The 18,208-nt window shown below is 75.2% G+C and carries 17 protein-coding genes; 14 read left to right on the forward strand and 3 right to left on the reverse strand.

The genetic code is table 11. From position 1 onward, the window contains the following. Nucleotides 1-9 precede the first annotated feature (9 nt). From B4U46_RS33025 to B4U46_RS33050, 6 genes are all read left to right on the forward strand, one after another. Nucleotides 10-246, forward strand: a complete 237-nt coding sequence (locus tag B4U46_RS33025) for a hypothetical protein (RefSeq protein WP_079431255.1) — start codon at nt 10-12, stop codon at nt 244-246. A gap of 347 nt (nt 247-593) precedes the next feature. Further along, nucleotides 594-4,526, forward strand: coding sequence for a Pls/PosA family non-ribosomal peptide synthetase (locus B4U46_RS33030; RefSeq protein WP_079431256.1), 3,933 nt, complete (start codon nt 594-596; stop codon nt 4,524-4,526). Nucleotides 4,527-4,617: 91 nt separating this feature from the next. Continuing rightward, nucleotides 4,618-5,256 carry a class I SAM-dependent methyltransferase gene (locus B4U46_RS33035; protein ID WP_079431257.1) on the forward strand — a complete coding sequence of 213 codons (639 nt, stop codon included), beginning with the start codon at nt 4,618-4,620 and terminating at the stop codon, nt 5,254-5,256. 9 nt (nt 5,257-5,265) lie between these two features. Continuing rightward, nucleotides 5,266-5,655 (forward strand): hypothetical protein, encoded by a 390-nt coding sequence (locus B4U46_RS40130; RefSeq protein WP_079431258.1) that lies wholly within the window; start codon nt 5,266-5,268, stop codon nt 5,653-5,655. Between the two features lie 61 nt (nt 5,656-5,716). Beyond that, complete coding sequence (locus tag B4U46_RS33045; RefSeq protein WP_079431259.1) at nt 5,717-6,238, forward strand: GNAT family N-acetyltransferase; 522 nt, start codon at nt 5,717-5,719, stop codon at nt 6,236-6,238. A 144-nt stretch (nt 6,239-6,382) separates the two neighbouring features. Further along, nucleotides 6,383-6,571 (forward strand): DUF6381 family protein, encoded by a 189-nt coding sequence (locus B4U46_RS33050; protein WP_079431260.1) that lies wholly within the window; start codon nt 6,383-6,385, stop codon nt 6,569-6,571. A 56-nt stretch (nt 6,572-6,627) separates the two neighbouring features. On the opposite strand, the gene B4U46_RS33055 is transcribed toward B4U46_RS33050, so the two are convergent. Beyond that, nucleotides 6,628-7,824, reverse strand: coding sequence for a hypothetical protein (locus tag B4U46_RS33055; RefSeq protein ID WP_079431261.1), 1,197 nt, complete (start codon nt 7,822-7,824; stop codon nt 6,628-6,630). Nucleotides 7,825-8,144: 320 nt separating this feature from the next. Here B4U46_RS33055 and B4U46_RS33060 point away from each other — a divergent pair, with 320 nt between their 5' ends. The 7 genes from B4U46_RS33060 to B4U46_RS33090 all read left to right on the forward strand — a co-directional run bounded on the left by B4U46_RS33060 (nt 8,145) and on the right by B4U46_RS33090 (nt 14,989). Then, nucleotides 8,145-8,768 carry a 2Fe-2S iron-sulfur cluster-binding protein gene (locus B4U46_RS33060; RefSeq protein ID WP_079431262.1) on the forward strand — a complete coding sequence of 208 codons (624 nt, stop codon included), beginning with the start codon at nt 8,145-8,147 and terminating at the stop codon, nt 8,766-8,768. Beyond that, a complete protein-coding gene (locus B4U46_RS33065) occupies nt 8,765-9,781 on the forward strand; it encodes an FAD binding domain-containing protein (RefSeq protein WP_079431263.1) in 1,017 nt (338 codons plus the stop codon). Before B4U46_RS33060 ends, B4U46_RS33065 begins: the two co-directional genes overlap by 4 nt. A gap of 29 nt (nt 9,782-9,810) precedes the next feature. Next, nucleotides 9,811-11,970 (forward strand): xanthine dehydrogenase family protein molybdopterin-binding subunit, encoded by a 2,160-nt coding sequence (locus tag B4U46_RS33070; protein WP_079431264.1) that lies wholly within the window; start codon nt 9,811-9,813, stop codon nt 11,968-11,970. Nucleotides 11,971-12,038: 68 nt separating this feature from the next. Next, nucleotides 12,039-12,407, forward strand: a complete 369-nt coding sequence (locus B4U46_RS33075; RefSeq protein ID WP_079431265.1) for a PRC-barrel domain-containing protein — start codon at nt 12,039-12,041, stop codon at nt 12,405-12,407. Between the two features lie 185 nt (nt 12,408-12,592). After that, on the forward strand, nt 12,593-13,000 hold the full coding sequence (locus tag B4U46_RS33080) for a VOC family protein (RefSeq protein WP_079431266.1): 408 nt from the start codon (nt 12,593-12,595) through the stop codon (nt 12,998-13,000). 103 nt (nt 13,001-13,103) lie between these two features. After that, nucleotides 13,104-13,541 (forward strand): VOC family protein, encoded by a 438-nt coding sequence (locus B4U46_RS33085; RefSeq protein WP_079432158.1) that lies wholly within the window; start codon nt 13,104-13,106, stop codon nt 13,539-13,541. A 107-nt stretch (nt 13,542-13,648) separates the two neighbouring features. Further along, nucleotides 13,649-14,989, forward strand: a complete 1,341-nt coding sequence (locus B4U46_RS33090) for a hypothetical protein (RefSeq protein WP_079431267.1) — start codon at nt 13,649-13,651, stop codon at nt 14,987-14,989. A gap of 2 nt (nt 14,990-14,991) precedes the next feature. Here B4U46_RS33090 and B4U46_RS33095 read toward each other — a convergent pair whose 3' ends face one another. Then, nucleotides 14,992-16,410 (reverse strand): cellulase family glycosylhydrolase, encoded by a 1,419-nt coding sequence (locus B4U46_RS33095; protein ID WP_079431268.1) that lies wholly within the window; start codon nt 16,408-16,410, stop codon nt 14,992-14,994. Between the two features lie 309 nt (nt 16,411-16,719). Here B4U46_RS33095 and B4U46_RS33100 point away from each other — a divergent pair, with 309 nt between their 5' ends. Further along, nucleotides 16,720-17,607 (forward strand): endonuclease/exonuclease/phosphatase family protein, encoded by an 888-nt coding sequence (locus B4U46_RS33100; RefSeq protein ID WP_237293403.1) that lies wholly within the window; start codon nt 16,720-16,722, stop codon nt 17,605-17,607. A 204-nt stretch (nt 17,608-17,811) separates the two neighbouring features. Here B4U46_RS33100 and B4U46_RS33105 read toward each other — a convergent pair whose 3' ends face one another. Next, the gene (locus B4U46_RS33105) at nt 17,812-18,183 is read right to left on the reverse strand and encodes a hypothetical protein (protein WP_237293224.1); all 372 of its coding nucleotides are present in this window, start codon (nt 18,181-18,183) and stop codon (nt 17,812-17,814) included. Between the last annotated feature and the right edge of the window lie 25 nt (nt 18,184-18,208).

Consider the following 18,208-nt stretch of genomic DNA (forward strand, 5'->3'; position numbering starts at 1 on the left):
ACCACGGACATGCCCTGGACCACCACCGGCCCCGCGTCCCGGGCGGCCCTGACCGCCGTACTCCTCGCGGCGTCCGGGCTGCTGCTCGCGGGCTGCGCCTCCGGCTCCGGCGGCGCCGCCGGCACGGCGCCCTCGCCGGGCGCCACCTCGCCGGACGCCTACCGCCAGTGCCTGGCCCGGCACGGCGTCACCCCGGCCCCCCGCCCGAGCGGTTCGCGCGGCCCCGGCCGCGGCCCGTCCGCCTGACAGCCAGCCCCACCGCCGACCGCCGACCGCCGACCGCCCCCCGTTCCGCCCGGGCGGTCGAACGGGGGACGCCGGAACCGAACACCGGGCCATGAGTCGGCCAAATCCTGATCAAGGGGAGGCCGCCGGACCTGCCCTGACACGCGGGCGACGGCCACACGGTCCCGTGCGCGGCGGGCGACTTGACCAGGCCATGGGAGGAGCCGGGACCTGTTCGATCGCTCAGGACAGCGACCCGCGACGGGTGAACCGCGGGCGGCTCGGCGGTATCTGTGCAGGCGTGCGGCTACTGTTCCCCGGAGCGGCGGACCGCACACCCCCCAGCACGTGAAACCGAGGCCCTGCCGATGTCAACCCTCCCCTCCGGCCACCACCTCCCCCCGGTCCCGAACCCGCGCAGCCGCCCCCGCGACGCCGCCGTACTCCGCGGTGCCCCGGCCCACCCGCCGCGCACCCTCCTCGACGTCTTCGACGCCACCGCCGCCGCACACCCGAGCTCCCCCGCCCTGGACACCGGCGACCGGGTCCTCGACTACCGCGGCCTCGCCGCCGAGGCGCAGGCCCTGGCGGCGCTGCTCCGCCGGGCCGGGGCGGGCCCCGGCGACCGGATCGGCGTACGCGTCCCCTCGGGCACGGCGGAGCTGTACGTGGCGGTGCTCGCGGTCCTGCGCTGCGGCGCGGCCTACGTACCCGTGGACGCCGACGACCCCGAGGAGCGGGCCGCAACGGTCTTCCGCGAGGCGGGCGTCTGCCTGGTCCTGGGGGAGGGGGCCGCCATCGCACCCGGCGCGGTCCCGCCCCTCGGGAGCGGCCCGGGAACCGCGCCGCGCCCCGTCCTGCCGGGCGACGACGCCTGGATCATCTTCACCTCCGGATCCACGGGCCTCCCCAAGGGGGTGGCGGTCCGTCACCGCAGCGCCGCCGCCTTCGTCGACGCCGAAGCCGGGCTGTTCCTGGCCGACCGGCCGCTCGGACCGGGGGACCGCGTCCTCGCGGGACTCTCCGTGGCCTTCGACGCCTCCTGCGAGGAGATGTGGCTGGCCTGGCGGCACGGCGCCTGCCTGGTCCCCGCGCCCCGCTCGCTCGTCCGGGCCGGGCACGAACTCGGACCCTGGCTGGCCGAGCGGGGTGTCACCGCGGTCTCCACGGTGCCCACCCTGGCCGCGCTCTGGCCGCCCGGCTCCCTGGACCGGGTCCGGCTGCTGATCGTGGGCGGCGAGGCGTGCCCGGCGGAGCTCGTGGACCGCTTCGCCGTGGCGGGCCGCGAGATGTGGAACACCTACGGCCCCACCGAGACCACCGTCGTGGCCTGCGCCGCCCGCCTGCGCCCCGGCGAACCCGTACGGATCGGGCTGCCGCTCGACGGCTGGGACCTGGCCGTCGTGGACGAGGCGGGCGAGCCGCTGCCCTACGGGGAGGTCGGCGAACTGGCGGTCGCCGGCGCCGGCCTGGCCCGCTACCTCGACCCCGCCAAGGACCGCGAGCGCTACCGGCCCTGCCCGGCCCTGGGCACCGACCGCGCCTACCGCACCGGCGACCTCGTACGGGCCGACCCGCAGGGCCTGGTGTTCGCAGGCCGTGCCGACGACCAGGTCAAGATCGGCGGCCGGAGGGTGGAGCCCGGCGAGATCGACGCCGCGCTGAGCGCGCTGACCGGCGTGCGCGCGGCCGCCTCGGCGCTGCGCGAGACCCCGGCGGGCGGGCGGATCCTCGTCGGCTACGTGGTGCCCGGCCCGGACTACGTCCGCGACAGCGCCCGCGAGGAGCTCGCCCGGCTCCTGCCGGCCGCCCTCGTCCCGCTCCTCGCCGAAGTGCCGGAGCTGCCCACCCGCACCTCCGGCAAGGTGGACCGGGACGCCCTGCCCTGGCCGCTGCCCGCCGACCCGGCACCCCCGGCCCGGCTGACCCCGGCCGAGGCCCGGCTGGCGGCCCTGTGGGAGGACCAGCTCGGCGTCCGCCCGGGCCCCGGCGACGACTTCTTCACCCTCGGCGGCACCAGCCTGGGCGCGGCCCGGCTCGCCTCCGCGCTGCGCCCCGACCACCCCGGCATCTCGGTGGCCGACCTCTACCGGCGGCCGGTCCTGCGGGACATGGCGGCCCACGCCGGCACCCTCGTCGCGGGCCGGGACCCGCGGCCCCCGGTCCGTCCCGTCCCGCGCCGGGCCGGCCTGGTCCAGTTCCTCACGCAGACGGCGGCCTACACCGTCACCGGCCTGCGCGGGGTGGTCGTCCTGGCCGGCCTCGACAACGTCATCGGCCTGCTCACCCCGCACGTGTGGACCCCGTACACCCCCTGGTGGCTCGTACTGACGGGCTGGCTCGTGCTCTTCGCCGCCCCCTCCCGGTTCGCCCTGGGCACCCTCGCCGCACGGCTGCTGACCCGGGGCGTGCGCCCGGGCGTGCATCCGCGCGGCGGCCGCACCCACCTGAGGCTCTGGGCGGCCGAACGGGCCGTCGCCGTCTTCGGGGTCTCCGCGCTGCTCGGCACCCCGTGGGCCGCCCGGTACGCCCGCGCCCTCGGCTGCGCCACCGGACCGGGAGCAGCCCTGCACGCGATGCCGCCGGTGACCGGGCTCGCCGAGTTCGGAGCCGGCTGCGCGGTGGAGCCGGAGGCCGACGTCCGCGGGTGGTGGCTGGACGGGGACCGGCTGGTGGTCGGGACCGTCCGGATCGGGGCCGGCGCACGGGTCGGCCACCGCGCGGTGGTGATGCCCGGCGCGGAGCTCGGCGAGGGCGCCGAACTCGCCGCGGGAGCCTGCCTCGACGGCCGGATCCCGCCGGGCGAGACCTGGCACGGCTCCCCGGCCGGGCTCCGGACCGGAGCCGGGGCCGGCCGGAACCCCCTCCGCACGGCGGCCCGGCCGCGGGGGCGGCGCCGTTGGAGGGCCGCCTACGCGCTCTCACTGCTCCTGCTGCCCCTGCTGCCGGCCGTCGCGGCGCTGCCGGTGCTCCTCGCCACCTACCAGCTCGTCAAGGACCGCACCACGCTCGGCGAGGTCGCCGGGCGCCTGGTCCTCGCCGCTGCGCCCTCCGTCCTCGTGGCCACGCTCTGCTGGATCGCCCTGGTCGCGCTGGTGGTCCGTCTCCTGGGCCGCCGGATCCCCCCCGGCAGCCACCCCGCCGACGGCGGCGTGGCCTGGCGGGCATGGCTGGTCCACCGGCTCCTCGACGGCTGCCGCAGCAGCCTGTTCCCTCTCTACGCGAGCCTCGCCACCCCGCTGTGGCTGCGCCTGCTGGGCGCCCGGGTCGGCCGCAACACCGAGATCTCCACCGTCCTCCCGCTGCCCTCGCTGCTGCGCGTCGACGACGGGGCCTTCCTCGCCGACGACACCCTCGCCGCCCCCTACGAACTCCGGGACGGCCGGATGCACCTGGGCGCGGCGCGGATCGGCCGCCGGGCCTTCGTCGGCAACTCCGCCATCGTGGGCCCCGGCCGGCACGTCCCCGACGGCGCCCTGGTCGGCGTCCTCTCCGACGCCCCGGCCGACCCCGCCCCCGGCAGTTCCTGGCTGGGCCGGCCCGCCCTCGAACTGCCGCGCACCGCCCCGGCCGTCGACGCGAGCCGCACCTTCGCCCCGCCCCGGCGCCTGGTCGTCGCCCGGGCCGCCGTCGAACTGTGCCGGCTGGTGCCGCTGGTCTGCGGACTGCTGCTGGCCGAGGGCGTGTTCCTCGGGGAGCAGGACGCCCTGCTGGCCGGCGGGCCGCTGTGGGCGGCGGCGGCCGCGGTACCGCTGCTGCTGGCCGCCGGGGTGGCCGCCGCGCTGACGACGACCGCCGCCAAGTGGCTGCTGGTCGGCCGGTTCCGGGTGGCCGAACACCCGCTGTGGACCCCGTTCGTCTGGCGCAACGAGCTGTACGACACCTTCGTCGAATCCCTCGCCGTGCCCTGGCTGGCCGGCCCCTTCACCGGTACGCCGGTGCTGAACTGGTGGCTGCGCACCCTCGGGGCGCGGATCGGCCGCGGCGTGTGGTGCGACACGCACTGGCTCCCGGAGACCGATCTGGTCACCCTGGGGGACGGGGCCACGGTCAACCGGGGCTGCGTCCTGCAGACCCACCTCTTCCACGACCGCATCATGCGCATGGACACCGTACGACTGGACGCGGGAGCATCGCTCGGCCCGCACAGCGTCGTGCTCCCCGGCAGCACAGTCGGCGCCCACACCTCCGTGGGCCCCGCCTCCCTGGTGATGCGGGGCGAGACCCTCCCGGCGGGCACCGCCTGGGCGGGCAACCCGGTCGCGGGCTCCGCGTCCGCGACGCGTACGGCCGGGGCGTGACCGGCGGCGCGCCCGGCGCCGCCGCGGGCGCGGCACCGGGCGCGGCACCGGGCACGGCAGCACCGTGACAGCGGCTGCTAGCTTCTCCTCCGTGCCGCAACACCAGGACGAGACCAGGGCCGCCTACGACGGGGTCGTCGAGCTCTACGCCTCGATGTTCGCCGACCGACGCCTGGAGACCCAGCCCTTCGCCCGGGCCGTGATCGCCACCTTCGCCGAGCTGGTGCGCGCGACGGGGAACCTGCGGACGGCCGACGTCGGTTGCGGGCCCGGACACCTGACGGCCATGCTGCACGACCTGGGCGTGGACGCCTTCGGCCTCGACCTCTCCCCGGGCATGGTCGACCATGCCCGGCGGACCCATCCGGCACTGCGCTTCGAGGAATCCCGGATGGAAGCCCTCCCGGTCGAGGACGGGGCCCTGGGCGGTGTACTGGCCCACTACTCGATGATCCACACCCCGCCGGAGGAACTGCCCGCCCTCCTCGCCGAACAGGCGCGCGTCCTGGCACCCGGGGGCCTGTTCCTGGTCTCGTTCTTCGGGACCGGCGGCCCGGACCCGGTCCGCTTCGACCACAAGGTGACCCCGGCCTACAGCTGGCCCGCGGACCGCCTGGCCGACCTGCTGGCCGGGGCCGGCCTCACCGTCTTCGCCCGGCTGCTCCACGACCCGGCCTCCGAGCGCGGCTTCCTCGACGCCCACCTGCTGGCCCGCCGGCGGGCCGCCTAAGCCGGCCCGGTGATCGAGGACGGAGCGACGGACCGGGGCAGCGTGACGACGGTACGACGGGTCGGCGAGACGGTACGCCGCCCCGCCGGCCCGTGGACGCCCGCGGTGCAGGCCCTCCTCTCCCGCCTGGAGTCGGCGGGCTTCACCCGGGCCCCGCGCGCCCCCGGCACCTACGGCGGCGACGGCGAAACCCTGTGCACCGCCTACGGCGCACACCCGGAGGCGGTCCTGGACGCCCTGGACGCCCTCCGGTCCCGCGAGGCGGCGCGCACCGAACGCCTCGGCGGCCTGGGCCAGGAGGCGTGGGCGACGTTCCCGGCCCGCGGCGACGCGGCCGAAACGACCGCGGAACGCTCCTGGCTCCGATTGCACCGCGCCCTCCTCCTCGCGGCCCGGTAATCCCCGTGCGGTCCGGCCGTCCCGCGTGATACTCCTCGCTTCCATGGACGAACTTGCTTCCATGGACGAACTCGTGACGGCGCGGCTCGTGCTGCACCCGATGACCGTGGCCGAGGCCGAGCGGGTCGTGGCGGGTTCGCCCGGCGGCGGTGCCCGATGGGCGGCGGGGTACCCGACCGACGGGGACGTGCTCGCCGCCCGGCGCTTCCTGAGGACCTGCGCCGAAACCGGCGATCCGGGGCCCTTCGGCAACTACGAGATCCGCCTGCGCCCGGACGGCCGGGCGATCGGCGGCGTGGGCTTCCACGGACCCGCGGACGCGGAGGGCACCGTCACCATCGGCTACGGCCTCGTCCCGTCGGCGCGCGGCAGCGGATACGCCTCGGAAGCCCTCCGCGCGCTGCTGCGACTGGCCCGGTCCCGGGGCATCACCCGCGTGAAGGGCGATGCCGACCACGACAACCTCGCCTCCCACCACGTCATGACGGCGGCCGGCATGCGGCCGGCCGGGCAGGACGAGCGCGTCACGTACTTCGAAACCGCCTGGACCCCTGCCCCGACGCCCCCACCGGCCCGCCGATGACCCGCACCCCGCCACGGGAGGGCGTCCCGCGCCCCCGGCTGTTCCGGTGAAGACCACGAACGCCACGGCAGAGGTCCCGAGAAGGGGTCGCCCCGGGTGGTTCAGTGGAGGCCCGCCCAGACCCGACCCGTACCGGAGGAGACCATGAGCAGCGAGAGCCGGCCCGACGAACAGGTCCGGCACATCCGGGAGAAGGCCGAGGAGCTCGAACGGGCGGCCCAGCGCTCCACGGACCCCGACGAACGCCGGCGGCTGACCGACAAGGCCCTGCACATCCGCCAGAAGCTCGAGGAGCTGCACGGCCCGGAGAGCGCCACCATGGACCCCATGTAGCGGCACGTCATGTAGCGGCACGTCGGGCGAGGTCTGCGGAGTCGCGCGGGCGCCCCTTACCCGGCGGCGTCGGTGACGACCGCGCGGAAGGCCTCGGCCGCCCGGCGTGCGACCGTTTCGGCGTACGGCACGTAGACGGCCGGATCCGCGTGGTCGGCCAGGGGCAGGCGCACCGCTACCTCGGACGTGTGGGAGGTGTGGTGGGCGAGCCGGTCGGGGACCAGGGCCCGCGCGAACCGGTCGGACTCCCAGTCCCGCCACTTGTACAGGGTCGCCATCCCGTTCGCGACGCTCTCGCTGGACACGAGCGCCAGACCGTAGGCACCGGACGGCCCCGGCACCAGGAGCATCCGGGCCGGATGGAAGTCGTTGTCGCGCCACTGCCCCGCGTACAGGTGTCCCGTCGGCATCCCCGGCGGCGTCCTGAGCCACGTGGGCTCGGGCAGGCCGGACCAGTCGAAGTGCACCCACCATCCGTGGCGCGCCTCGTGCGGCCTGTCCTTGACGGCACTGATGCCGGGCCGGCCGGCGGCCTCCAGGGCCGCCCCCGCCGCGGTGATCGCCTCGACCACCGTCCGTACGGCTTCCTCCCGCGCCCGCCCGTTGCGGACCGAGGCGTGGACGCGCCGCCACCAGGCGTCGACGTCACCGACCGTCTCCCGCAGCTCCGCCGGCCACGCCGGAGGCGTCTCGCCCCTCACCGCCAGCTCACGCGGAGTGCTCCCGCCCGGGAGCGGCCGGTCCGCGGCCGCCTGGCGCCACTCCCACTCCTCGAACCGCGCCCGGGCCTCCTCCAGCCGCCGTTGCTGCTCCCGGTAGGCGCGCCGGCCCGCCTCGGCGCGCTGGGCCTCCTGTTCGGCGATGCGCCGCTCCACGGCCTCGCGCACCGGCCGGTAGGCGGCGGCCGCCGGCCCCATCCGGTCCAGGAACGCCTCCTCGGCCCTCCCGTAGGCCGCCTGCGCCCACCGCCGGCCCACCAGCCGCCTGCGCCACGGCCGGACCCGGTCCTCGACCCGCTCCAGTTCCTCCACGGCGGGAACGAGCTCACGCAGGTAGACGAGAGCGGCCGCATTCCACGCGGCCAGCTCCCGCGGGTCGCCGTCCACCCGCACTCCGGTGCGCGACAGGCGTGAGGTGCCGAGCCCGTCCAGGACGGGCGGCTCGGTCCCGCCGGCCTCCTCGGGGAACCAGTACGCGACGGCGAGACCGGCTCGGGCGGCGGCTCGGTTCAGCCAGGATATTTTCAGGGCCATGGCCCGAGGATGCCCACGAGCACCGCTCCCAAGACCCGGGCGGGGACACGGCCGGCCGGAGTCCGCCGGTGCGGGGACGGCACCTCCGTTGATGGTGATGCAAGGAGCCCCGCCGCGCTCTGCACGTACGCGGTGGCGGCGGCGTCCCCCGGGACGGCCCCGCCACCCCCGGACGGCCCTCGAAGGGCCGCCCGCCGTCGGCCGTACGGGGGAGGCCCGCGCAGACCGCCGGGGGCGCGGGCCGTGCGCGGGCCCGCGAGGGGCCAGGCTGGACGGCGGGACGGAGGTTCCTCCCCCAACGGACGACAAGGGAGCTCGCCGTGGCCCACGCAACCGACCCGCCCGCACCCCAGCCCGCGCACGGCACCCCGGACGACGCCGCCCCCGGTGGGACACGCTCCCGCGTGAGCCTGCGCGTCAACGGTGTCCGCCGCGACCTCGACCTGGACCACCGCGTCACCCTCCTGGACGCCCTGCGCGAGCACCTGGACCTGACCGGCTCCAAGAAGGGGTGCGACCACGGGCAGTGCGGCGCCTGCACCGTCCTCGTGGACGGCCGGCGCGCCAACAGCTGCCTGCTGCTCGCCGTCACCCTCGACGGCTGCGCCATCACCACCGTGGAAGGCCTCGCCGCACCGGACGGATCCCTCCACCCGCTCCAGCGCGCCTTCATCGAACACGACGCGTTCCAGTGTGGCTACTGCACCCCCGGCCAGCTCTGCTCCGCCGTCGGCGCGCTCCGCGAAGCCGCAGCGGGACACCCCTCGCTGGTCACCGCCCCCGCTCCACAGGCAGGGCCCGTCGCACTGACCGCGCCGGAGCTCAGGGAACGGCTCAGCGGGAACCTCTGCCGCTGCGGCGCCTACCCGGCGATCGTGCGCGCCGTGGCCGAAGCGGGCGCCGACGCCGCGGCCACCAGGACCGGCGCGGAGGCGATCGTATGAAGCCCTTCGCCTACGTGCGCGCCACCAGCCTCCGAGAGGCCGCCGAAGCCCACGCCGCGCACCCCGGCTCCCGCTACCTCGGCGGCGGCACCAACCTCGTGGACCTGATGAAACTGGGCGTCGAGACCCCCACCGCCCTCATCGACATCTCCCGCCTCCCCCTGGACGACATCACCGAGCTCCCCGACGGTGCCCTGCGCGTCGGCGCCACGGTCCGCGGCAGCGACCTCGCCGCCGACCCCCGGGTACGCGCCCGCTACCCGGTGCTCGCCCAGGCACTCCTCGCCGGCGCCTCCGGCCAGCTGCGCAACGTCGCCACCACCGGCGGCAACCTGCTCCAGCGCACCCGCTGCGCCTACTTCCAGGACCCCTCCAAGCCGTGCAACAAGCGCGAACCCGGCAGCGGCTGCGGAGCCCGCGACGCAATCCACCGCGACCACGCGGTACTCGGGCACTCCGCACACTGCATCGCCACCCACCCCTCCGACATGGCCGTGGCCCTCGCCGCCCTGGACGCCCAAGTCGAGCTGTACGGCGGACCGGACACCACCCGCACCGTCCCAGCCGCCGAACTCCACCGGCTGCCCGCCGACCACCCCGAACAGGACACCGTCGTCCGCCCCGGCGAGATCGTCACGGGCGTCCTCCTGCCCGCCCCGGCGCCCGGCACCCGCTCGCTCTACCGCAAGGCCCGCGACCGCGCCTCGTACGCCTTCGCCCTCGCCTCCGTCGCCGTCGTCCTCGACCTCGATCCCGGCGACGGCCGCGTCCGCCGGTGCGCCCTGGCCTTCGGCGGCCTCGCCCCCCGGCCCTGGCGGGCCACCACCACCGAGGACCTGCTGACCGGAGCCGCGCCGCACCCCGCCACCGTCCGCGCGGCCGTCGACGCGGAACTCGGCCGGGCGCAGCCGCTGCGCGACAACGCGTACAAGATCCCCCTCGCCCGCAACCTCGCCTGCGACACCATCGCCACCCTCGCCGGTACGCGCCCCGGTCCCCCCGCCACCGCGTGAGCGGAGCCACCGACCAGGACAGGAACACCATGAGCCCCACCTCCGCCACCCTCGACACCGCCGCCCGGACCTCCCTGGGCGCCCCCGTCCCGCGGCGCGAAGCCCACGACAAGGTGACCGGCACCGCCCGCTACGCCGCCGAGCAGAACCTGCCCCGGCGGGCCTACGGCTGGCCGGTGCCCGCGACCATCGCCCGCGGCCGGATCACCTCCGTCGACACCGCCGCCGCCCTCGCCCTGCCAGGGGTACTGGGCGTCCTCACCCCCTACGACGCCCCGCGCCTGGGCCCCTCCGACGACCCCACCCTCCAGGTGCTCCAGGACCTGCGGGTACCGCACCGCGGCTGGTACGTGGCGCTCGCCGTCGCCGACACCCTGGAGGGGGCCCGGGCCGCAGCCGACGCGGTGCGCGTCGGCTACGAGACGGAGCCGCACGACGTCACCCTGCGCGAGGGACACCCGGGCCTGTACACCCCCGAGGAAGTCAACGGCGGCTACCCCGCCCACCGCGAACACGGCGACCCCGACGCGGCGTTCGCCGCCGCCCCGGTACGCGTCGACGTCCGCTACTCGGTGCCGCCCCTGCACAACCACGCCATGGAACCGCACGCCGCCACCGCGGACTGGGACGCCGCCCGCGGCCACCTCACCGTGCACGACTCCTGCCAGGGCACCACCGTGGTGCGCGCCGTCCTGGCCGGACTGTTCCGGCTTCCGCAGGAGCGGGTCACCGTCCTCGCCGAGCACGTCGGCGGCGGATTCGGCTCCAAGGGCACGCCGCGCCCCCACCTCGTCCTCGCCGTCATGGCCAGCCGGCACTGCGGACGCCCCGTCACCGTGGCCCTGCCCCGGCAGCACATGGCCGCGATCGTCGGACACCGTGCCCCCACCCTGCACCGCGTCCGCCTCGGCGCCCGCCCCGACGGCACCCTCACCTCGCTCACCCACGAGGTCACCACCCACACCTCACAGGTGCGCGAGTTCGTCGAGCAGGCCGCCGTACCCGCCCGGGTGATGTACGCGGTCCGGGACAGCCGCACCACCCACCGTGTCACGGCCCTCGACTTGCCCACCCCCTCCTGGATGCGCGCCCCCGGCGAGACCCCCGGCATGTACGCCCTGGAGTCGGCCATGGACGAGCTCGCCGACGCCCTCGGCATGGACCCCGTCGAGCTCCGGGTGCGCAACGACGCGGCCACCGAACCCGACAGCGGCCACCCCTTCAGCAGCCGCCACCTCGTGGAGTGCCTGCGCGAGGGCGCGACGCGCTTCGGCTGGCCCGGCCGCCGGCCGCCCCGGCGGGAGGGGCCGCTGCTCGTCGGGAGCGGCATGGCCGCGGCCACCTATCCCGTGTACATCGCCCCGGCCGGCGCCCGGGCCCACGCCCGGCCCGACGGGACCTACCTGGTCGAGGTCAACGCCACCGACATCGGCACCGGCGCCCGCACGGTCCTGTCCCAGATCGCCGCCGACGCCCTGGGCGTCCCGCTCGACGCCGTCGCACTGTCCCTCGGCAACAGCGCGCTGCCCGCCGGCCCCGTCGCCGGCGGCTCCGCCGGGACGGCGTCCTGGGGCTGGGCGGTGCACGACGCCTGCACCGCCCTGACCGACCGGCTGGCCCGCCACCACGGCCCGCTGCCCGGCACGGGGCTCTCCGCGTCCGCCGACACCACCCAGTCGGCGAAGCAGAAGTCCCCTTACGCGCGGCACGCGTTCGGAGCCCACTTCGCCGAGGTCCAGGTGGACACGGTCACCGGCGAGGCACGCGTCCGCCGGCTGCTGGGCGTCTTCGCCGCCGGCCGCATCCTCAACCCGCGCACGGCCCGCTCGCAGTTCATCGGGGGCATGGTGATGGGACTGGGCATGGCCCTGACCGAACACGCCACCCTGGACCCGGCGTTCGGCGACTTCGCGGAACGCGACCTCGCCGCCTACCACGTACCGGTCAACGCCGACGTCCCCGCCATCGAGGCCCACTGGATCGAAGAACACGACAAGCACCTCAACCCGATGGGCAGCAAGGGCATCGGCGAGATCGGCATCGTCGGCGCCGCCGCGGCCATCGGCAACGCCGTGAGCCAGGCCACCGGCCGCCGCCTGCGCCAGCTGCCCCTGACCCCGGACCGGATCCTGACCGCCCTGACCGGCCAGGACACCCCCGACGACACCGGGCGTCCCGGGCCCGTGTGAGATCCGGCGGACGGGGCAGCCGGGAAAGGAGACAGGTCAGCAACCAACCACCCGAAAGGACACCCCTCATGACCGAGAACTTCTGGAACTACGGCGAATCCGCGGGCCGGCCGCACGGCATGGACCTCCGCGGGTTCAAGGTCGAGGCCGTCGACGGGAGCATCGGCAAGGTCGACAAGCACTCGGACGAGGCAGGTTCCGCCTGGATCGTGGTCGACACCGGCGTGTGGATCTTCGGCAGGGAAGTCCTCCTGCCGGCCGGCACCATCTCGCGCATCGACGTGGACGAGGAGAAGATCTACGTGGACCGCACCAAGGAGCAGATCAAGAACGCCCCCGAGTTCCACCGCGAGAAGCACCTCGGCAACACCGACTACCACGACGAACTGGCCGCCTACTACCTCCCGGGCGCTCCCTTCGGCGGCCGCCCCCTCTGAACCGGCAGCCGTAGGGCCCACCGCGGCCGCCGACCCTGACGGCCCCGGACACGGCCCCTGGCCCCGGCCCCGGACACGGCCCCGGACACGGCCCCGGCTCCCCGGCAGACACCGGGGAGCCGGGCGCGTGCGAACCCGGGCAGCACGTCACGTATACGAACGGCCGCACCGGGCACACGGGGTTCATGACGGTACCCAAGACAAGCGTTCTCGTACTGGACTGCGCGGAGCCCGAAGCCCTGGCCCGCTTCTACGCCGCCCTGCTGGGCGCCCGGACCGCCCCGGCCGAGGGCGAACCCGGCCTCCTCCTCGTGGCCGGCCCCGCGGGCGCGGTGCTCGGGATCCGCCGTGACCCCGACCGCGTACCGCCCAGCTGGCCGCTCCCTGACGGCCCCGAGCAGCCCCACCTGCGGATACTCGTCACGCCGGAAACGCTCGACGAGGCGGAGCGCGAAGCCGTGGCCCTGGGAGCGCGTCCCGTGTCGGCGGAGGGCAACGACCACGCCGCCGGCAGCAGGACGACGCAGCGCCGCTACGCCGACCCGGCGGGCCACGCCTTCGTCCTGGCGGCCGCCCGCATCCCGACACCCTGAACCGGCCGCGGACCGCGCTCCGTTCCGTTCCGTGCGGACACGCTCCGGACGCCGATGGCCGGGGGACGGCCGAGGCCCACCCCGGCTCGGTAGCATGCGCCGCATGCCCATCACACTCGAGAACGTCGGCATCGCCGTCCGCGACCTGGAAGCAGCCATCGCGTTCTTCACCGACCTCGGCCTGACGGTCATCGGCCGTGACACCGTCAGCGGCGAGTGGACCGACACCGCCGTCGGCCTCGACGGCAACCACGCCAAGATCGCGATGCTCCAGACACCGGACGGCCAAGGCCGCCTCGAACTCTTCGAGTACATCCACCCCGAAGCGATCGAGACGCAGCCGACCCGCCCCAACGAGATCGGCATGCACCGCGTCGCCTTCTCGGTCGACGACATCGACCAGGCCCTGGAGACCGCGGCACGGCACGGATGCCACCCGCTTCGCGGCGTGGCGACCTACGAGGACGTCTACAAGCTCACCTACGTCCGCGGCCCCAGCGGCATCATCGTGATGCTCGCCCAGGAGCTGAAGAAGGACTGACCGGCACCCGGACACGACCTGCTCCACCACGGGCCGCACAACAGGTTGCCCGGACGGCCGGGTGCCAGCGATCATCCAGGGGATTCGCCCCCGATCCCCGGAGACACATGAGCAGCGAACTGTCCAAGGCCTGGGAACTCTTCGCATCCGGCGACCCCCAGGAGTCGATGCGGACCCTGCGGCTCGCCGCCGAAGAGATCGCGTCCGCAGAGATCGCCCCGCTGGTGGCCAAGCTGGCCGAAGGCGCCGGATTCACGGACCTCGCCGAGGCCTCGGCAGACCTGGCGGCACGCCCCGCGGAGGCCGAGGGCCTGTACCGGTTCGGCTACGCGTGCGTCGAGCGCGGGCTCCCCGCCCTGGCCGCCCCCGCGCTGCGGCAGGCACTGCGCCTGACCTTGGCGCAGCCGGCCGCGCCGGAGCGCACCGGGGGACTCTTCCGCCGCTGGTCCAAGGCCCGGACCGATGCGCGGCTCGCGCCCCGGAGGGTGCTCCTCGAACTGGTGACGTCACTGGAGCAGCTCGAGCGCCACTCCGACGCCCTGGCACTCCTGCGGGAACACGACTCCCTCATGGAGGACTGGCCTGACCGCTACCTGACGGTCTACAACGCGCTGATGGCCGGGCACATCGACACGGCCCGGCAGGTGTTCGACGGCCTGTCGGAGCCCGAGGGCGTCTGGGCCGGTCCGGGCCGACGCGTCGGGCGGATGCTCGACCGCGCCGCGGCCCTGCCGCCGAAGGGCTCCCAGGACCTGCGCGGCTGGCACTACGTGCTGACCGGCGGGCTGCTCCTGACCCTCTCCCCGCACGGTTACGACCAGGGCATGACCGGCCGCTGGGCCTACCTCCGGGACGACTTCGACTCCTGCCGGCACGGCCTGGAGCGGCTGCGGACGGTCCTGGACGCCACCGGCCGCAAGCCCGCCTCCGTCGGCCTGCTGCCGGACCGCGGCAGCCGGGCGCTCGGCCTGGCGGCGGCCCGGCTGCTCGGTGTCCCGGCCTCCCCCTACCGGCCCGGCACCCCGGACGTGCTGGTGGTCGCGTACGACCTGACCGCGTGCGACCCCGACACGGTGGCCGCGCTGACCGAGCGGGCGCCGGGCGAGCTGCTCTTCGAGCACGCCACCTGCTGGACCGAGACGCCCGGGGCGACGGCCGACGTCTGCACCCTGCTGGTGCAGAGCGTGACCGCTCCGTGGGAGCCCGGCCTGCGGCTCTCCGAGGACGGCCGGCCCGGGCAAGGGGAGCCCGACGGCCGGCCGGCGGAGGAACTGGCCGAGGCGATCCTGGCGGCGGACCCCGCCCCGCCGGAGGGCGACGGGCAGACCCCCGAGGACCCGGACGCCGCCCTGGCCGCGTTCGCGACCCGCGCGGCGGGGCTGTGGGCGGACGGCCCGCGCGAGCGGATCCGTTCCTCGGGCCCGGTGAGCAGCGGCCGCTTCGCCTGACGCTACTTCGGCCTGACCGTGACCTTGTAGGTGGTTCCGGCCTTGCCGTGGGCGTCCACCGTGACGGTCTGGCCGTGGCCGTTCCACCTGGCCTTGCCGCCCTCGACCGTGACGCGGAATCCGGCGGGGTAGGTGTCCTCGGGCACGCTGATCAGGGTGGGCCCCTGGGCGTTGTCACGGGTGCGGAAGGTGAGCGCGTACGTACGCGTGGCGGGGTCGTAGGCGAGGCCGAGCGGGTCACCGGCGACGGCCGGCGCGTAGGGCTGGACGAGGAGCCGCGCGTTGGGCTTCGCCGATCCCGTCTGGTCGAGGAAGCAGTAGCCGCCGCCCCGGCACCACTGCCACCACGTCCAGCCGCTGGAGAAGCGGTCCAGGGACGCCGTCATGTCGGTGACGAACCGGGCGGCGTGCGGAACGTAGGGGTTGCCGCCCCACTCGCCGACGATCACCGGCATGCGGTTGCGGGCCGGATAGTCGCCGATCGCGGCCTCGTAGGCGGGGATGAAGGTGCCGTCGGGATCGTAGTCGCCGCCGGTTTCCATCGCGGTCTCGTAGAAGTGCGGCGCGTACCCGGCGTGCGGGTCGTCGATGCGTCCCAACCGGGTGGGCACGCCGAGACCGACGATGACGGTGGGCTCGACGAACACCCACGACGTGCGGTCGGCCAGGCGGACCGCCCGCGCGAGGCGGTTCCACATCTCGGTGAGCTCGCCGGCCTCGAAACGGCCCGCGGCGGCGGGGAGGTCTTCGCCCCCCAGGAACTTCGCGAACGGCTCGTTCATCAGGTCGTATCCGAGCAGCGCCGGGTGCCCGCCCAGGGCGGAGGCGACCGTCATCCACATCCGGGCGTGCGCGGCGCGCAGGTCGGCGTCCTTGTAGAGGTGGTCGAAGGAGGCCTGCACGGACGGCTCGAAGTACTCGGAGAACCAGTCCTCGGGTACCGGCGTGAACGGCAGTCCGTCGTCGCGGGTGGCCCAGTCGGGAACGCCACGGGAGCCGAAGTGCGGCCCGTACACGTCCTGGTGGGCATCGAGGATGACCTTGACGTGGTAGCGGTCGGCCCAGTCGAGGATCCGCCGCATCTTGCTCAGGTACCCGCGGTCGTAGTGCCCGGGGGCGGGCTCGAGGTCGTCCCAGAAGAACGCCAGGCGCGCCAGGTTGAAGCCCCGGGCGGCCATGTCCCTGAGGTCGCTCTCGTGGATGTCGGCGAACGCGTCGGCGCCTCGGCCGCTCTTGTCGGCGAGGTTGAAGCCGCGCCACTGCAGCGCACGGCCCTGACCGTCGGCGATGAAGGTACGGTCACCGACCGTGACGCGGTCGGGGGCGCGCGCCGGCCGGGCCTCGGCCCGCACGGGCAGGACACCGAGCAGCAGGGCCGCCGCGGCGAGGGCGACGGGGGCGAAGCGGGAGGTCCGGCGCATGCAGGAGACCCTTTCGAGGGGGGCTTCTCGGACGGAGTGCCACTGGCCGGTCGGATGTTACTGATGAGTGCTTCAAGTTCCCATCGTTTCGCATGAGTTGGCGAGAGTCCGCCGCCGCCGCGACCGCTGCCCGGGCCTCCGGCTCGGCGAGCGGCAGCTCGGGCGTCGGCCACCTGTGCGGTTGGCGAACGTCGACGAGGCCGGGTGGTGCGCGAAGGCGCGTCCGCCTTCGCCGTCCGCGGCGCGATGCATGACTGATCCGATCGCCGCGACAGCACCTCGATCGTGCGTCGAGGACGCCGTGTGATCATGTGGTTCCACTCCGGGGAGGCGGCGATGGTGCGGGAAAGGGGCGCGCGGTGGGCCGCGGGCGTGATGGCCGCGGTCTGCATGCTGCTGCTCCTGGGCCCCAGTGCCGCACCGAGCAGCGGGGCCTCCCTGGCCGGCCGGCTGCCGTTCGACGCCCCCGGGGAGGCCGTACCGGAACGGGTCGCCACGTGGAACATCTGCAATCCGTGCGGCGGGAGCGGACGGAACTTCGGCCGGGCGACGGAGATCGCCACCTCCGCCCCGCAGGTCATCGGCCTGCAAGAGGCGTGCGTACGAGACGTCGAGGAGATCCGCACCTACCTCAAGGAGGTCTACGGGCTGGTCTACCACGTCGAGTACGGAACGGTCCTGCGGAACTGGAACCGCTGCGGGGGCCTGCCCTGGCGGCCGGGCGGCTTCGGCCAGGCGATCCTGTCCGCGGCGCCGATGACGGACCGGGAGAGCGTCCCCTACCCCGACGGCGGCTCCGAGAACCGCGGCTACCTGGCCGTCACCACACTGGTGGCCGGCCGGCCCGTCCGCGTCTTCGACACCCACCTCGCCGAGCGCCGGCAGGGAGGGGTACGGGCGGGCCAGGTGAGGGTGCTCGCCGCGGAAGTCGCCCGCCACGACCGCGCGATCGTCCTCGGCGACTTCAACGCGGTCCCGACCGCGCCCGAACTCGCCCCGATGTGGCCCCTCGCCGCGGACACCGACCCCGCCTGCCGCCCCGAGCCGACGGCCGGCGCCCCCTGTACGCCGACCACCGACTGGAACCTCAAGTTCGACTACGTCTTCCTCCGCGGCCCCACCCCGCACACCCACCGCGTCCGCCCCAGCCCCTACTCGGACCACCACGTCCTGCACACCGACCTGAACCGCAGCTGATCCGTGGCCGCGAACCCGGTCGGCCCTTGGCCCTCCGGCGGCTTCTACCGGCCCTTCGGCGTGGGCGCACCACCTGCACCTGCGGGCATCCGAGACCCAGACCATCGGATGGGGTCTCACGGTTCCGGGCCGGCCACCGTCGACGGCTTGTTCACCCTGCTCCTCGGCGGCACCACCGACACCCTCACCGACCCGGACCAGCACTCACTGGGCGCCGCCGCAGACCCCGAAGACACGGGAGACCCACTGATCCATCCGGGCCTCGAAGTCCACCGCCGAGGTGATGTCCGAGGCCGGGAGGGGACCCCAGTCGTCGAGGCCGTCGAAGAAGTCCACGTCGGCCCACCCGCCCCGGAACAGCACGACCGACAGCTCGGCCTCTCCCGGCCCGACCACGGCCACGCCCACCGAGTCGGGATCGCGGACCCGGGCCCTGTCGGTCTCCAGGGGCTGGGGCCAGACGGCCTCGGCATCCCTCCAGGTCACCGGGCCCACCTCGAGACCAGCCGACCGCCAGCCCACCGCCCGTCCGGCCAGAACCGCGGCCGCCTCGTCAAGATCAACAATCCTGTCCATGAGAAGATCATCCCTCCAGGAAGAA

It is taken from the genome of Streptomyces katrae (assembly GCF_002028425.1).
In the GTDB taxonomy this organism is placed as follows: Bacteria; Actinomycetota; Actinomycetes; order Streptomycetales; family Streptomycetaceae; genus Streptomyces; species Streptomyces katrae_A.

What these genes read in the sequence shown, in the direction of transcription:
- B4U46_RS33025 (WP_079431255.1), top strand. Translation starts at nt 10, where the DNA reads ATGCCCTGGACCACCACCGGCCCCGCGTCCCGGGCGGCCCTGACCGCC.
- B4U46_RS33030 (WP_079431256.1), top strand. Translation starts at nt 594, where the DNA reads ATGTCAACCCTCCCCTCCGGCCACCACCTCCCCCCGGTCCCGAACCCG.
- B4U46_RS33045 (WP_079431259.1), top strand. Translation starts at nt 5,717, where the DNA reads ATGGACGAACTCGTGACGGCGCGGCTCGTGCTGCACCCGATGACCGTG.
- B4U46_RS33050 (WP_079431260.1), top strand. Translation starts at nt 6,383, where the DNA reads ATGAGCAGCGAGAGCCGGCCCGACGAACAGGTCCGGCACATCCGGGAG.
- B4U46_RS33055 (WP_079431261.1), bottom strand. Translation starts at nt 7,824, where the DNA reads ATGGCCCTGAAAATATCCTGGCTGAACCGAGCCGCCGCCCGAGCCGGT.
- B4U46_RS33065 (WP_079431263.1), top strand. Translation starts at nt 8,765, where the DNA reads ATGAAGCCCTTCGCCTACGTGCGCGCCACCAGCCTCCGAGAGGCCGCC.
- B4U46_RS33070 (WP_079431264.1), top strand. Translation starts at nt 9,811, where the DNA reads ATGAGCCCCACCTCCGCCACCCTCGACACCGCCGCCCGGACCTCCCTG.
- B4U46_RS33075 (WP_079431265.1), top strand. Translation starts at nt 12,039, where the DNA reads ATGACCGAGAACTTCTGGAACTACGGCGAATCCGCGGGCCGGCCGCAC.
- B4U46_RS33080 (WP_079431266.1), top strand. Translation starts at nt 12,593, where the DNA reads ATGACGGTACCCAAGACAAGCGTTCTCGTACTGGACTGCGCGGAGCCC.
- B4U46_RS33085 (WP_079432158.1), top strand. Translation starts at nt 13,104, where the DNA reads ATGCCCATCACACTCGAGAACGTCGGCATCGCCGTCCGCGACCTGGAA.
- B4U46_RS33090 (WP_079431267.1), top strand. Translation starts at nt 13,649, where the DNA reads ATGAGCAGCGAACTGTCCAAGGCCTGGGAACTCTTCGCATCCGGCGAC.
- B4U46_RS33095 (WP_079431268.1), bottom strand. Translation starts at nt 16,410, where the DNA reads ATGCGCCGGACCTCCCGCTTCGCCCCCGTCGCCCTCGCCGCGGCGGCC.
- B4U46_RS33100 (WP_237293403.1), top strand. Translation starts at nt 16,720, where the DNA reads ATGTGGTTCCACTCCGGGGAGGCGGCGATGGTGCGGGAAAGGGGCGCG.
- B4U46_RS33105 (WP_237293224.1), bottom strand. Translation starts at nt 18,183, where the DNA reads ATGGACAGGATTGTTGATCTTGACGAGGCGGCCGCGGTTCTGGCCGGA.